The organism is Stenotrophomonas sp. YJH_SMC_16, assembly GCF_059367875.1.
In genome coordinates, this window is record NZ_JCAFRH010000004.1 from 102767 (window position 1) to 117589 (window position 14823).

Sequence of the window (14823 nt, forward strand, 5' to 3'; positions counted from 1 at the left end):
CGCCCATCTTTCCATCCGAATCAAGGGATATTACGCCTGATGTCCAGCTATCTCTTCACCTCCGAGTCGGTCTCCGAAGGCCATCCGGACAAGGTTGCCGACCAGATCTCCGATGCGGTGCTGGACGCGATCCTGACCCAGGACCAGCGCGCCCGCGTGGCCTGCGAGACCATGGTCAAGACCGGTGTTGCCATCGTGGCCGGTGAAATCACCACCAGCGCCTGGATCGACCTGGAAGCACTGACCCGCAAGGTCATCACGGACATCGGCTACGACAGCTCCGACGTCGGCTTCGACGGCGCCACCTGCGGCGTGCTGAACCTGATCGGCAAGCAGTCGCCGCACATCGCCCAGGGCGTGGATCGCAAGAAGCCGGAAGAAATGGGCGCTGGCGACCAGGGCCTGATGTTCGGCTATGCCACCAACGAGACCGACAGCTACATGCCGGCCGCGATCCACCTGTCGCACCGCCTGGTCGAGCAGCAGGCCAAGATCCGCAAGAAGAAGAACTCGCCGCTGTCGTGGCTGCGCCCGGACGCCAAGAGCCAGGTCACCCTGCGCTATGAAAACGGCGTGGTCTCGGCCATCGACGCCGTGGTCCTGTCGACCCAGCATGCCCCGGGCATCAAGCAGAAGGACCTCATCGAGGCCGTCCGCGAAGAAATCATCAAGCCGGTGCTGCCGGCCAAGTGGCTGCACAAGGGCACCAAGTTCCACATCAACCCGACCGGCAAGTTCGAGATCGGTGGCCCGGTGGGCGACTGCGGCCTGACCGGCCGCAAGATCATCGTCGACACCTACGGCGGCTGGGCCCGTCACGGTGGTGGCGCCTTCTCCGGCAAGGACCCGTCCAAGGTCGACCGTTCGGCAGCCTATGCGGCCCGCTACGTCGCCAAGAACGTGGTTGCCGCCGGCCTGGCCGACCGTTGCGAAGTGCAGGTCTCCTACGCCATCGGCGTGGCTGAGCCGACCTCGATCTCGGTCACCACCTTCGGCACCGGCAAGATCAGCGACGACAAGATCGAGAAGCTGATCCGCAAGCACTTCGACCTGCGCCCGTACGGCATCATCAAGATGCTGGACCTGGTGCACCCGATGTACCAGCAGACCGCGGCCTATGGTCACTTCGGCCGCAAGCCGAAGGAGTTCAGCTACCTCAACGGCGAAGGCGAGACCGTCAACGCCACGGCCTTCTCCTGGGAGAAGACCGATCGCGCCGCCGCCCTGCGCGCCGATGCGAAGCTGAAGTAAGAAACACGAAGGGCCGCTCACGCGGCCCTTCTGCTTTCTGTAGAGCCGAGCCCATGCTCGGCTTTCTTTTTCCTGCGACAAGAGCAGCCGAGCATGGGCTCGGCTCTACAAGAGCTACGCCACGCCGATACAATCGCCCCATGTCGACCGAACTGAAAACCCACCAGCTGTCCATGACCGTGCTGATGTCGCCGGAGATGGCCAATTTCTCCGGCAAGGTCCACGGTGGCGCGATCCTGCGGCTGCTCGACCAGGTCGCCTATGCCTGTGCCAGCCGCTACGCGGGCAGCTACGTGGTCACCCTGTCGGTCGACCAGGTGATGTTCCGCCAGCCGATCGCGGTGGGCGAGCTGGTCACCTTCCTGGCCTCGGTGAACCATACCGGTACCTCGTCGATGGAAATCGGCATCAAGGTGGTGGCCGAGGACATCCTCAAGCGCAGCGTGCGCCACGCCAACAGCTGCTTCTTCACGATGGTGGCGGTGGACGAGGAAGGCCGGCCGACGCCCGTCCCGCCCCTGCAGCCGGCGACGTCCGACGAGAAGCGCCGCCAGGCCGCCGCACAGATCCGCCGCCAGCTGCGCCAGGAAATGGAACAGCGGCACCTGGAACTGCTGGCGTCGAATCCGCCGTCGCCGGAGGAGTGAGGGCGTGCGGGGCACGCCCCGCACCCACCGAGGCAGGTAGCGCCGGGCCATGCCCGGCGGATACGCATCACCCGGTGTTCTGCACGCCCTGCGAAACACCGTTCACGCACGCCACGAGCGCGCGCAGCAGTTCGTCATCCTCGCGTCCGCTGGCCCGCCAACGCTGCAGCAGATCCACCTGCAGCACGCTGATCGGATCGACGTAGGGATTGCGCAGGCGGATCGACAGCGCCAGCCGCGCATCGTGGTCCAGCAGCGTCTGCTGGTCCATCAACGCCAGCAGCCAGTGCCGGGTGAGTTCCAGTTCACGCTGCACCTGCGGGAAGAAACGCCCATGCAGGTCGCCCGACAACAGCGAGAACTGCTCGGCGATGGTGATATCGCCCTTGGACAGCACCATCGCGATGTCGTCCAGGAAGGTGCGGAAGAACGGCCAGTCACGCGCCATATCGCGCAGGGTCTGTTCGTGGCCGGCATCGACCGCCGCCTGCAGGCCACTGCCCACGCCGTACCAGCCGGGGATGACCGCGCGTGCCTGGCTCCAGGCGAACACCCAGGGAATCGCGCGCAGGTTGCCCAGTGCCGCGTCCTGGCCGAGCCGACGCGAAGGACGCGATCCCAGCGTCATCCGCTCGATCACGTCGATGGGTGTGGCGGTACGGAAGTAGTCCATGAAGCCGGCCTGGCCAACGAACGCGCGATACACCTCGCTGCTGGCCGAGGCCACCGCGTCCATCACCGGCCGCCACTCATCCTCGCGCGGCTCGGCGGCACGCGGGCGCAGGCTGGCGCACAGCACTGCACCGGTGGCCTGTTCCAGCGAGCGCAGGGCCAGCGCGCGGATGCCGTATTTGCGATGGATCACCTCGCCCTGCTCGGTCACCCGCAGGCGGCCATCGATGCTGCCGCGCGGCGACGCATCGACCGCGTGCGTGGTCTTGCCACCGCCACGGCTGATCGAACCGCCACGGCCATGGAAGAAGGTCAGGCGGATGCCGGCCTCGGCCGCCACCTCCAGCAGTTCCACCTGCGCACGCTGCAGGCCCCAGCGCGAAGCGGCGATGCCACCGTCCTTGCTGCTGTCCGAATAGCCCAGCATCACCATCTGCACGTCGTCGCGCGCACGCAGATGGGCGCGGTAGACCGGGTCGGCCAGCAGGTCACGCAGGGTCGCGGTGCCGCGCTTGAGGTCATCCACGGTCTCGAACAGTGGCGCGATGTCGAGCGGCACCGCACCGCCCTCCTCTACCAAACCGCCACGGCGTGCCAGCGCCAGCACCGCCAGCACATCGCTGCGGTCGTGTGCCATCGAGATGATGTAGCTGCCCAGTGCATCGCTGCCATGCCGCGCGCGCGCATCGGCCAGTGCAGCGAACACCGCATCCAGCCGCTGGTTGCCCTCGTCATCGCCATTGGGCAGCGTGTCTTCCCCGCTGGCATGCCGGCCCAGCAGGCGCGCACGGCCCAGCGCATCCAGCGCCTGCCAGCTTTCTTCGCCGCCCAGCACCGCAGCCAGTGCGCGCGCATGCACGCTCGATTCCTGGCGCACATCCAACCGCGCCAGATGGAAGCCGAAGGTCTTCACCCGCCACAGCAGGCGCTGCACGGCGAAGCCGCCTGCATGTTCGCCGCGATTGGCGCGCAGGCTGTCGAGGATCAGCTGCAGGTCGTCGATCAGTTCGGCGGGGCCGGCGTAGGCGCCCCTGCCATCATCCAGCGTCGCCTGCAGGCGTGCGCGCATGCGGTCATTGAGCAGGCGGTACGGCATGTCGGCATGACGCGGGCGCGACTGCACCTGCGGCAGCAGCTGCTGGTACTGCGCCACGCGTGCCTGCAGCGAATCACTCACACCCACCCGCTCGGTAGACTGGCTGAGCAGGCTGGCCAGCTGCAGCAGTTCCTTCTGGTAGCGCCCGAGCACCGCCTGCCGCTGCGCATCCAGCGTGTTGCGGATGGTGGTCGCATCCACGTTCGGGTTGCCATCCATGTCGCCGCCTACCCACGTGCCGAAACGCAGCAGGCGCGGCAACGGCAGTTCTTCACCGTAGGTATCGCGCAGCGCCTGCTGCAGCGATTCGTACAGCACCGGAATCACCCGGTACAACACCTGCACCAGATAGAAGCCGACATGTTCGCGCTCGTCATCCACGGTGGGCCGCACCGGCGAGGAGTCGGTGGTCTGCCACGAGGCCGTCAGCGCCATGCGGAAGCGCGCGGCGTCGGCCGCGGCCTCACCTGGTGTGCGCTGGCCGTCGAGGTTGTCGACCAGGCTGGCCACCATCAGCTGCTCTTTTTCCAGCAGCGCGCGGCGCACCGCCTCGGTCGGGTGCGCGGTGAACACCGGTTCGATGTCGATGCGCGGGAGCCACTGCGCGAGTTCGTCCAGGCCCACGCCCTGCGCCTTCAGGTGCTGCAGCGCGTCCTGCAGGCCATCAGGCTGTGCACCTGCGGTACCGGCGCGCTGATAGTCACGGCGACGGCGGATGCGATGCACGCGCTCGGCGATGTTGACCACCTGGAAGTACGTGCTGAACGCACGCACCATAGTTTCGGCCTGCTGCGGCGTGCGCCCGGCCAGGCCATCGGCCAGCTCCGACAATGGAGCTTGATTCTCGCGGCGGGCGATGGCGCGGGTGCGCACGTCTTCGACGTCGTCGAGAAACGCGGCGGACACCTGTTCAACCAGCAGGTCACCGACCAGCGCGCCGAGCCGGCGCACGTCATCGCGAAGCGGAAGATCGGGAGAAGCAAACTCGATGCTGCTGCGGTACTCGTTCATCGGCGACGCACAGGCCTCGGTCAACGGATCCAGGCCCCAAGCCTAAACCAGAACGGGCGTCGTGCTGCGATGCAAAAATGGTTTCATCTGCACGCATCCATGACGGACGCAGCCGAGCATGGGCTCGGCTCTACAAGCGTCGTGGCGCGTGACACCGTGTAGCGCCCGAGCCCATGCTCGGGCGGCGGCGCAGCCGCACAGGCGGCCCCTGTTGCAGGGGCCGCCCTCATGCAGGTATCAGCGCTTCTTCTTCGCCTTGCCCTGCTCGGCCGGGCCGATGGTCTGTTCCAGCCAGCGCTCGCTCTCGGCCAGCATGGTCATGATCGATTCGCGTGCGCGGTAGGCGTGCGATTCGTTCGGCAGCATCACCAGCCGCGCGGTGCCACCCAGGCCCTTCACCGCGGCGAACATGCGCTCGCTCTGGATCGGGAAGGTGCCAGAGTTGTTGTCGTCCACGCCGTGGATGAACAGGATCGGGTCCTTGATCTTGTCGGCATAATTGAACGGCGCCATCTTCTGGTAGACGTCCTGCGCCTGCCAGTAGTTGCGTTCCTCGGCCTGGAAACCGAACGGGGTGAGCGTGCGGTTGTAGGCACCGCTGCGCGCGATGCCGGCCTTGAACAGGCGGGTGTGCGCCAGCAGGTTGGCGGTCATGAACGCACCGTAGGAATGGCCACCGATGGCGATGTGCTCGCGATCGGTCACGCCACGACGCACCACCTCATCCACCGCGGCCTGCGCGTTGGCCACCAGCTGCTCGATGTAGGTGTCGTTCGGCTCCTTGTCGCCCTCACCGATGATCGGCATCGACGGACTGGCCAGCACCACATAGCCCTTGGCCAGGAACGCCTGCGGGCCCCAGTAGCTGACCGCATTGAAGCGGTACGGCGAATCGGTCACCTGGCTGGCCGCGGCCGCGCTCTTGAACTCGCCCGGGTAGGCCCACATCAGCAGCGGCCGCGGGCCGTCGCGCTTCGGGTCGTAGCCCGGCGGCAGCAGCAGGGTCGCGGTCAGGTCGACGCCATCCTTGCGCTTGTAGCGGATCTGCTCCTTCTGCACGCCCTTCAGCTGCGGCAGCGGATGGGCGAAATGGGTCAGCGCGCGCGGTGCGGCACCGGCATCGGCCAGCGACTGCACGTAGAAGTTGGCCGGCTCATCCGGGCTTTCACGGCTCAGCAGCAGCGAGCTGCCCTGGTCGTCCAGCAGCGCCACCGGCGCGGCGTAGCTGGGCGCCTGCGAGTGGAACAGGCGGGTAGCCTTGCCACTGGCAATGTCGAAGCGGTCCACGAACGGGCGGTCGCCCTCCGGCGAAGCACCGGCACCGGCCAGATACAGGCTGCCGCCATCGGCGGTGGTCTGCAGCAGCGAGCGGCCGCGGTCGTCGCTGGACAACAGCGGACGGCCCGGATCGGAATAGCGGTCCTGCGCGTCACGATCCCACAGCAGGCGCGGCTCGGCACCGGCATTGTCCGGGGCAATCAGCCAGGTCCTGGTCTTGCGCGTCTTCCACCACGACTCGGTCAGCAGGGCCAGGTCGCCACGGCCCCAGTTGATACCCACCAGACGGCTGCCGAGCTGGGCCAGGGTCACCGGCGGCTTGTCGAACGGCGCGGCCTGCATCAGCACCGCATCGCGCACCTTGGCCTCCCGGTTCGGATCACCACCGTCCTGTGCCTCGGCCCAGACCAGGGTGGCATCGGCATCACCGCGCCAGCTGATGTCGCGCACGCCGGTCACTTCGGCGTCGTTGCCGGTCGGCAGGCCTTCCACCAGCGGACGCACGGCCACGGTGTGCACCAGCTTGCCGCTGGCACGGTCGATCACTTCGATGCGGCGCGGGAAACTGCTCACCGGCACCACGTAGGAGTACGGCCGCTGCACCGGCTGGCGCAGCACGAAGCGGCCATCCGGCGACACTGCAAAGCCCATGAAGATGCCGGCCGCGCCGATCGCGCGGGTGCTGCCATCCAGGCTGACTTCCATCGGCTGGGTGGTGGCGTAGTAATCGAACTGGCGGGCGTCGGCCTCGTTCTTCAGCAGGTCCTGGTAGGTACGGATCGACACCACGCCGCCGCCCTGGCTGGTCTGCTGCACGGCCGGGCCGGTCGGAATGCCGTCGGCGGCCGGGGCCGCACCGAGGCTGGCAGGGCGGGTGAACACCACCAGGCCGCGACTGTCCGGCAGCCACTGGTAGCCGCTGCCGATCACCGTGTTCAGGCCGGCAACCAGACGGCGGGCACTGCCACCGGCCACGTCCACCAGCCACAGTTCATTGGCGCCACTGGCGGCATCGACCTGGTTGAAGGCCAGCCACTTCTGGTCCGGCGACCACATCACACTGGCGATCGACAGCTTGGCCGGCAGGCCGCTGATCTGCCGTTCCTTGCCGTCGGCAACGTTCATCAGCCACAGCTTCTCGCCGAAGCTGAAGCGGCTGTCGGAGAACGTGCGCGGGTTGATACGCAGGCCGGCCAGCTTCAGTTCCGGCTGCGCCACCACCTGGATCGACGGCAGCGACGGCATCTGCATCATCGCGGCCACGTCGCGGCGTGGCGACAGGTACAACGAGGGCGCACGGGGCGCGTCCACCACCGCCTGCAGCGCGGCCGACGGCAGTTCATAGCCGTTGACGCCCTGGGCCTGTGCGGCCGCAGGCTGCGGCGCTGCCGCCCAGGCCAGCGGGGCCACCGCCAGCAGTCCCATCGACAGGACCAGGCCGGTCCAGCGCCGTGTGCGGCGCGCGTGCATGCTCATCGTTCCACCTGTGTGATGCGTGAAAACACCGACCTTAACAGTCTGTGCACGCGATCCCATCTGCCGATGGTTGGGTCGTTCCGATGTCATGGCGGGGCCGCGATATAATGGGGGTTCTCCCCTGCCGAGGGGCGCTGCGACCGGATCCCACGAGGCCCGGCCAGGCTCGGTAAGGTGGCTTTGTAACAACGGCGCCCGGCTAGATGCGAGCACCCGCTCGTCCACAACCGGAGCACACGAATGAACGCTGTTGCCAAGACCTTCTCCACCGAAGGTGATTACAAGATCCGCGATATCACGCTGGCCGACTGGGGCCGCAAGGAACTGGACATCGCCGAGCACGAAATGCCGGGCCTGATGTCGATCCGTCGCAAGCATGCCGCCAGCCTGCCGCTGAAGGGCGTGCGCGTGACCGGCTCGCTGCACATGACCATCCAGACCGCGGTGCTGATCGAGACCCTGAAGGACATCGGCGCCGACGTGCGTTGGGCCTCGTGCAACATCTTCTCGACCCAGGACCACGCTGCCGCGGCCATCGCCGCCACCGGCACCCCGGTGTTCGCGTGGAAGGGCGAGACCCTGGAAGAGTACTGGGACTGCACTCTGGACGCGCTGACCTTCACCCTGGCCGACGGCACCCTGACCGGCCCGGAGCTGGTGGTGGACGACGGCGGTGACGTGACCCTGCTGATCCACAAGGGCTACGAGCTGGAAAACGGCAGCGACTGGGTCAACACCGCGTCCTCCTCGCACGAAGAACAGGTCATCAAGAACCTGCTCAAGCGCGTCGCCAAGGAGCGCCCGGGTTACTGGGGCCGCGTGGTCAAGGACTGGAAGGGCGTCTCCGAGGAGACCACTACCGGCGTGCACCGCCTGTACCAGCTGGCCCAGGCCGGCACCCTGCTGATTCCGGCGATCAACGTCAACGACTCGGTCACCAAGAGCAAGTTCGACAACCTGTACGGCTGCCGCGAGTCGCTGGCCGATGGCCTGAAGCGCGCGATGGACGTGATGCTGGCCGGCAAGGTGGCCGTGGTCTGCGGCTACGGTGACGTGGGCAAGGGCTGCGCCGCCTCGCTGCGTGCCTATGGCGCGCGCGTGATCGTCACCGAGATCGACCCGATCTGCGCCCTGCAGGCGGCGATGGAAGGCTATGAGGTCAACACCATCGAATCGACCCTGGGCCGTGCCGACCTGTACGTCACCACCACCGGCAACAAGGACATCATCCGCATCGAGCACCTGAGCGCGATGAAGGACCAGGCCATCGTCTGCAACATCGGCCACTTCGACAACGAGATCCAGGTCGATGCGCTGGTGTCGTTCGCCGGCATCAAGCACGTCAACATCAAGCCGCAGGTGGACAAGTACATCTTCCCGAACGGCAACGCGATCTTCCTGCTGGCCGAAGGCCGCCTGGTGAACCTGGGCTGCGCCACCGGCCACCCGAGCTTCGTGATGTCCAACAGCTTCGCCAACCAGACCCTGGCACAGATCGACCTGTGGGCGAACAAGGACAGCTACGAGAAGAAGGTCTACCTGCTGCCGAAGAAGCTGGACGAAGAAGTGGCCCGCCTGCACCTGGAAAAGATCGGCGTGAAGCTGACCACCCTGAGCCAGGAACAGGCCGACTACATCGGCGTGCCGGTGGAAGGCCCGTTCAAGCCGGACCACTACCGCTACTGATCGTGCCGGGGTCGGATCCCTTTCCGCAGGAAAGGGCTCTGACTCCAGCAACGGATGCACACGGAACGGGCGCCTTCGGGCGCCCGTTCTGCGTTGGTCCACCGATCCTGGCTTCTGGTGGATGCCGGGCTTGTCCGGCACCGCATCCGCCAGCGCCAGGCAATAGCCTCGGTCAAGGCAACACCCCCGCCCCACGCTACGATGTCCCCATGACCCCGGCCATCAACCTGCTCAAGCGCGAGAAGATCGCCCACACCGTGCGCAGCTACGTGCACGACGCCCATGCCGAATCGTATGGCGGCGAAGCCGTCGACAAGCTCGGCCTCGACCCGGCCCAGGTGTTCAAGACCCTGCTGGCCAGCACCGAGGCACACGAACTGCTGGTGGCGATCGTGCCGGTGGCCGGCCAGCTGGACTTGAAGGCATTGGCCGAAGCGGCCGGCTGCAAGAAGTGCGAGATGGCCGCCGCCGACGCCGCACAGCGCGCGACGGGTTACCTGGTCGGTGGCATCAGCCCGCTCGGGCAGAAGAAGCGCCTGCGCACCTTCCTGGACGCCAGCGCGCAGGCATTGCCCGCGCTGCATGTCAGCGCCGGTCGCCGCGGCCTGGAAGTGGAACTGGCGCCGGCTGACCTGCTGCGCCTCACCGCCGGCCACTACGCTGCCATCGGCAAGTCACGCTGATGCGCTGGCCGTGGTCTGCAGCACCGATTCCCCGGCTCGACGATGCACAGGCCGACGTGCTGCTGCAGGACCTGTTGTCGCGCGACGCAACGCGCATCACCGATGCCGCACGCACCGTCGCCCGATTGTTCACTCCCGCATCCCTGGAGGCGTTGAGCGCGCATGTGGATACGATTGAACGCAGCTGCCAGGGCGTCGCCCTTGGCGGCATGCTGATCAGCAACCAGGCTCACCTCAAGGCGGCCCTGCAACGACTGCGCTACTGGCAGGCGCGCGAAGGCTGCCTGTGTGCGCTCTACCCTTCCTATGTGTTCTTCAGCCCCGAGCCGCTGCTGGAACAAGGTCACGTGCAGCTGCGTGCACGGGGCGAAGCGGAGGATGGCTGGGGCGAATGCTACCGGCTGACGTGCACCTGCTGCGCGCGGCAATGGAGCGCGACCGAGCGCGAGTACCACTACCGCTGGTGGGAGTGGAAGGCCGAGCCCGCCCTGCAGATGCCCTAGTTGAGCTTGAACGTGACCGTTCCGCGTATCAGGCTCATGTCTGGCGCCTTGCCCGCCGCTTCACGCTCATAACGCCAGTCGCGCGCGTGCTTGAGCGCCGCCGCATCGAGCAGTGGGTACCCACTGGACCGGGACAGGATGATCGCCTGGGTCTTGCCTTGTGCATCCAGCAGCAGCATCAGCTCGACACCGCCCTGCTGGGCTTCGCGCATGGCGGCCGCGGGATACGCCGGGACCGACGAGAGCCGCCGCTGGTGCCAGCCTCCTTCCCGGGCAATCAACGGCATGCTGGAAGAGAGCGGGCAACGGGCAGGCATCTGCAGGTCGAAGCCCGCAGCCCCTTGCGAAGGCCGGGTGGTGGCTGGCCCACCACAGGCAATCGCCGACACGCTCTGGAGCAATGACTGCTGACGCGAAAGCGCTGCTGCGTCATCCGCTTCCACATGGAACGTGCAACGCCCCGAGGTTGCCTGAGCCTGCAGTGACCCCACGCCCGCGTCGCGGATCTGCGTCACGTCGGACAGGGCCCCACAGGCAGCGCCTGCATCGTACTTTGCTGCCGAGCTTTCACTTGCGGCCAACAGGCCTGCGGCGACCCATGCAAACGGCATCCAACGTCGAACATCCATCCCTGTGCTCCCTGCGTTGATTCACCGCCATGGTAGCGCTCCACTGCCGTCACCCTGTTCACATGCCGGCTGTCCGGCCACAGCGTGGGCTCAGGGCCGCCAGTTGGCGTTGTTCTCCCAGAACTCCACCGAGCGCCGGTAGGCCTCCCGGTCCAGCGGTACACCGGAACCGCCCTCCTCCACGCCCAGCGCATTGCGCATCATCGTGATCGGCGCCATCGGCACCTCTTCCGGTTCGGCGGTGTAGATGCAGCCGACGATGCCCCAGTCGGCCTCGATCGGTGAACCTTCCCTCGCCAGCTGCCCGGCGCTGTACAGGATCACCACCAGGTAGTTCGCGCGCGGGGACTCCACACCCTCGAACCAGCGCACCAGTACCGGCAGTTCCTCACGGTTGCGCGCTTCGTAGCCGCTGCGCAGCAGATGGCGGTTGGCCTCGGTGACCGGCACCGTCAGGCAGCGCGTGCTGGTCCAGTTCTCGTAGACGAACAACTTGCAGAACGGGGCGTAGCCGTCGAGCACCTTCAGCGGCGCATGCGCGTTGAGGTGTGCCTCGAACTGCTCGGCAGTGCAGTCCTGGATGGTGTTGCCGCGCGGCACGCGCGGAAACAGACGGGGACGGGCGAAATCGGTGAGGACGATGGACATGGCATGCACGAGCGGGAACAGGCCCTCAGGGTAACGGTCGATGCGCTTGAAGTCTGCTTCACATTTGCCGGCCACAGTGCGCGTACATCTCCCGGAGAATCCTGCATGAACCGCTTCCGCTCCCCCCTGCTGTCCGGCCTGGCCGTCCTTCTCCTCCCTGCCATGACCCCATCTTCCGCGTCTGCCGCAGCATCGCGGGTGCTGCTCGTTGTCAGCAGCGAAGGCCGGGACCAAGGGAAGACCCGCCCGGGCTTCGAGATGGACGAATTCGCCCAGGCCTGGCTCATCCTCAAGCAGAACGGCTTCGACATCGACGTGGCAAGTCCGCGTGGCGGCGCCGTCGAGGCTGACAAGTACAACCCCACCGAGGCCTTCAACTCAGCCGTCCTTGCCGATTCCCAGGCAATGGGCAAGCTTGCCGCGACGCTGCCCACTGCACAACTGCGCGCCAGCGACTACCAGGGCGTCCTGGTGATCGGCGGCAAGGGTGCCATGTTCGACCTTCCGGCCGACAAGGCCCTGCATGCCACGATTGCCGGAATCTGGCAGCAGGGTGGACTGGTCGCGGCGGTATGCCATGGTCCGGCCGCACTGGCAGGTGTTCGCCTTCCCGATGGCCGGGCCATGGTGGAAGGCCGCGCCATGACCGGATTCACGGAAGAGGAAGAAGCACTGTTCGGCAAACGTTGGGCGAAGGAATTCGCGTTCCAGCTTGAACCGCGCATGCGCGAGCTGGGCGCACGCTGGCAGGAGGCACCGCTGATGATGCCCAAGGTCGTAGTCGATGGACGCCTGCTGACCGGTCAGAACCCGTTCTCGACCGCCGCACTGGCTGACGCCTTCGTGCGCGCCAGCGGGCGTGTGCCACTGGCACGGCAGGCATGGCGCGATGAACGCAGCATGGCGCTGGTGGAGCAGCACCTGCAGCAGCGCGATGGGCAGGCGGCGCAGATACTGGCGCAGCGCCCGTCCGACCATCACGTCGAGCTGATCGGCATGCTGGGTTTCTACCAGCTGAAAGCGGCAAAGGACGCCACTGCGACCGCCGACGCGCTGTCCATCATGCAGTTGGCCAGCCCGCATATGGACGAGCCGAGGCTGCAGGTTGCGATGGCAGAAGCGCACTGGCGCCTGGGCCGGACCGATCTGGCCCGTTCGCAGGTACTGGCTGTGCTGGAAAAGCAGCCCGGTCTGGACGAAGCTAACGCTCTCCTGGCCCGCATGCAGCCCTGACCATGGACGCCGAGCGCCTGCGCCTGCTGTTGATTGAAGACAACCTGCCGTTGGCCTCGGCCATCATCGACATGCTGCAGGTGCATGGCCATCTGGTCGATTTCGCCGCTGACGGACACGTCGGGCTGCAGTTGGCGCTGGCGTCACCGCCGGATGTGCTGCTGCTCGATATCGGGTTGCCGGGCACCGATGGTACGACGGTCTGCCGTCGGTTGCGCGAGTGCAGTGATCGGCACGTCCCCGTCCTGATGCTGACCGCACGCGATGCGATCGACGACAAGCTGCAGGGCTTCGCTGCGGGTGCGGATGACTATCTGGTCAAGCCCTTCGACGATGCCGAGCTGCTCGCCCGCTGTCTCGCCCTCGCCCGCCGCCATCGCGTGGGCCAACCGAACCTCCTGCAGATTGGACCGTTGAGCATCGACCGCCGCAGCGGCCAGGCCTGGCGCGCGGGATTGCTGCTGGAGCTGGCACAGGTTCCGCAGCGCATCCTGCTCGTACTGGCCGAGGCCTGGCCGCGAACCGTCACCCGCAGCGAGCTCGTTCAACGCCTGTGGGGGGATGAAGCACCTCCTTCCGATCCGCTGCGCTCGCATCTGTACCTGTTGCGGCAGGTACTGGACAGGCCGTTCGAAGGCGAGATGCTGCGCACCGTCCACGGTGTCGGCTTCCGTCTGGAAGCTTCGCCATGAAACCGCGGCCCACCCAGCACCTGCGCCGTCGACTGCTGATCACATTCACAGCCTTCGCGCTGTTCACCGCCATGGTGTTCGGCACCTACTCGCTGGTGTTCATGTATGTGGTGGAAGACAGCATCTTCAACGCCCAACTGGACCGTGAAGCACGGACTCAGCTCGCCCGGTACGCGCACGAAGGGGACTGGCGCACACCTGCCGATGCCGCAATCCAGCTGCATCGTTCACCCTCTACCTTCCCCGACGATCTGCGCAGCGGGTTCGTAAAGGAACCGTGGCGCTCGGAGTTCGCGGGTGTCGATGGGCGGCACTACCATCTCAAGCGGATCGATCCCCCGGCCGGCGCCCGCCCTGCTTGGCTTGTGTCGGAGGTCAGTGCGCAACTGGTGGTCCGGCCGATCCGCGATCGGGTCGTAATGCTGCTCGCCGGCACAGCACTGCTGGTCCTGATGGCGGCGATTGTCCTCGGCATCTGGCTCGCCCATCGCAGCACACGCTCGCTCTACGCGCTGGTCGAAGAGGTTGAAGCGCTGAAGCCGGAACCAGGCCCCGGCGTGCGCCTGGCAGCACGTTTCGATGATGACGAGATTGGCGTGCTCGCGCGCGCTCTGGATGGATTGTCCGCACGCGTCGCTGCCTTCGTTGCCCGCGAACACGCGTTCACGCGCGATGCCAGCCACGAACTGCGCACCCCCTTGAGCGTCATCTCCAGTGCGGCGGGCCAGTTGGCCAGCGAGTCGGGCCTGTCCGAGCGTGGCCGCCAGCATGTGCAGCATATCCGTCTTTCGGCACTGCAGCTGCAGCAGGCCATTGCGGCGCTGCTGGCGCTGGCTCGCGAGGAAACCGCCAGCCACGGCGCTCCGCCGGTCATACTTGTGCCGCTGCTGGAACGGGTGATCATCGAGCAGTCTCCGTTGCTGGCTGCAAGGCCAGTCGAGGTACAGCTGACCGTGCCCGAAGGGGCCACGCTGCGCGCGCCCGAGGCGGCCCTGCGCGTAGTCCTGGCCAATCTGGTCGGCAATGCGTTCGCGCATACCACGCAGGGCCAGGTCCTGATTGCATGGCAGGACGCTCAGCTGCTGGTGCACAACACGGCAGGTACTTCACCCCTCCTTGGCAACTGGCCCGAGCCGCGACCATTCGACAAGCGTGATGGCAGCGAGGGAAACGGCCTGGGCCTGGATATCATGCGGCGACTGTGCAGCCACTACGGGCTCGAACTGGTCATCCAGCAAGGCGGTGGCGGGGTGATGGCCCGCTTGAGGGGGCAGCCAGCCGAGGCATGAAGCGCCTCCGGCGGTCCAGCCCCGTCAGT

Annotated in this window: 12 protein-coding genes and 1 riboswitch; of the genes, 8 read left to right on the top strand and 4 right to left on the bottom strand. The window is 66.7% G+C overall.

The window, feature by feature from the left end:
- The first annotated feature begins 39 nt into the window (after positions 1-39).
- Together metK and AC5P6E_RS10385 are read left to right on the top strand one after the other, a co-directional pair.
- A complete protein-coding gene (gene metK, locus AC5P6E_RS10380; protein ID WP_010481882.1) occupies positions 40-1251 on the top strand; it encodes a methionine adenosyltransferase in 1212 nt (403 codons plus the stop codon).
- A gap of 140 nt (positions 1252-1391) precedes the next feature.
- Positions 1392-1898, top strand: coding sequence for an acyl-CoA thioesterase (locus AC5P6E_RS10385; RefSeq protein WP_010481883.1), 507 nt, complete (start codon positions 1392-1394; stop codon positions 1896-1898).
- A 67-nt stretch (positions 1899-1965) separates the two neighbouring features.
- Here AC5P6E_RS10385 and ppc read toward each other — a convergent pair whose 3' ends face one another.
- Both ppc and AC5P6E_RS10395 read right to left on the bottom strand, forming a co-directional pair.
- On the bottom strand, positions 1966-4677 hold the full coding sequence (gene ppc, locus AC5P6E_RS10390) for a phosphoenolpyruvate carboxylase (protein ID WP_495230929.1): 2712 nt from the start codon (positions 4675-4677) through the stop codon (positions 1966-1968).
- A 237-nt stretch (positions 4678-4914) separates the two neighbouring features.
- Positions 4915-7431, bottom strand: coding sequence for a S9 family peptidase (locus AC5P6E_RS10395; RefSeq protein WP_495230930.1), 2517 nt, complete (start codon positions 7429-7431; stop codon positions 4915-4917).
- Positions 7432-7551: 120 nt separating this feature from the next.
- Positions 7552-7635: riboswitch (S-adenosyl-L-homocysteine riboswitch) on the top strand.
- A gap of 36 nt (positions 7636-7671) precedes the next feature.
- Here AC5P6E_RS10395 and ahcY point away from each other — a divergent pair.
- The 3 genes from ahcY (at position 7672) to AC5P6E_RS10410 (ending at position 10303) form a co-directional block, all read left to right on the top strand.
- Positions 7672-9117: an adenosylhomocysteinase gene (ahcY, locus tag AC5P6E_RS10400; protein ID WP_049451423.1), complete on the top strand. Its 1446-nt coding sequence runs from the start codon at positions 7672-7674 to the stop codon at positions 9115-9117.
- A gap of 209 nt (positions 9118-9326) precedes the next feature.
- Positions 9327-9800, top strand: coding sequence for a Cys-tRNA(Pro) deacylase (ybaK, locus tag AC5P6E_RS10405; protein ID WP_019338083.1), 474 nt, complete (start codon positions 9327-9329; stop codon positions 9798-9800).
- Positions 9800-10303 (top strand): hypothetical protein, encoded by a 504-nt coding sequence (locus AC5P6E_RS10410; RefSeq protein ID WP_049448953.1) that lies wholly within the window; start codon positions 9800-9802, stop codon positions 10301-10303. The genes ybaK and AC5P6E_RS10410 overlap by 1 nt, the downstream gene beginning before the upstream one ends.
- Here AC5P6E_RS10410 and AC5P6E_RS10415 read toward each other — a convergent pair.
- Positions 10300-10932, bottom strand: a complete 633-nt coding sequence (locus AC5P6E_RS10415) for an energy transducer TonB (RefSeq protein ID WP_100053235.1) — start codon at positions 10930-10932, stop codon at positions 10300-10302. The two genes, AC5P6E_RS10410 and AC5P6E_RS10415, sit on opposite strands and share 4 nt — an antisense overlap.
- A gap of 90 nt (positions 10933-11022) precedes the next feature.
- A complete protein-coding gene (locus AC5P6E_RS10420; protein WP_043397983.1) occupies positions 11023-11580 on the bottom strand; it encodes a DUF3228 family protein in 558 nt (185 codons plus the stop codon).
- Here AC5P6E_RS10420 and AC5P6E_RS10425 point away from each other — a divergent pair.
- The 3 genes from AC5P6E_RS10425 to AC5P6E_RS10435 are packed head-to-tail and all read left to right on the top strand — an operon-like array spanning position 11467 to position 14794.
- Positions 11467-12813, top strand: coding sequence for a type 1 glutamine amidotransferase domain-containing protein (locus AC5P6E_RS10425; protein ID WP_495230931.1), 1347 nt, complete (start codon positions 11467-11469; stop codon positions 12811-12813). The two genes, AC5P6E_RS10420 and AC5P6E_RS10425, sit on opposite strands and share 114 nt — an antisense overlap.
- A 2-nt stretch (positions 12814-12815) precedes the next feature.
- Positions 12816-13505: a response regulator transcription factor gene (locus tag AC5P6E_RS10430; RefSeq protein WP_460131138.1), complete on the top strand. Its 690-nt coding sequence runs from the start codon at positions 12816-12818 to the stop codon at positions 13503-13505.
- Positions 13502-14794: a sensor histidine kinase gene (locus AC5P6E_RS10435; RefSeq protein WP_197578270.1), complete on the top strand. Its 1293-nt coding sequence runs from the start codon at positions 13502-13504 to the stop codon at positions 14792-14794. The genes AC5P6E_RS10430 and AC5P6E_RS10435 overlap by 4 nt, the downstream gene beginning before the upstream one ends.
- Positions 14795-14823 lie beyond the last annotated feature (29 nt).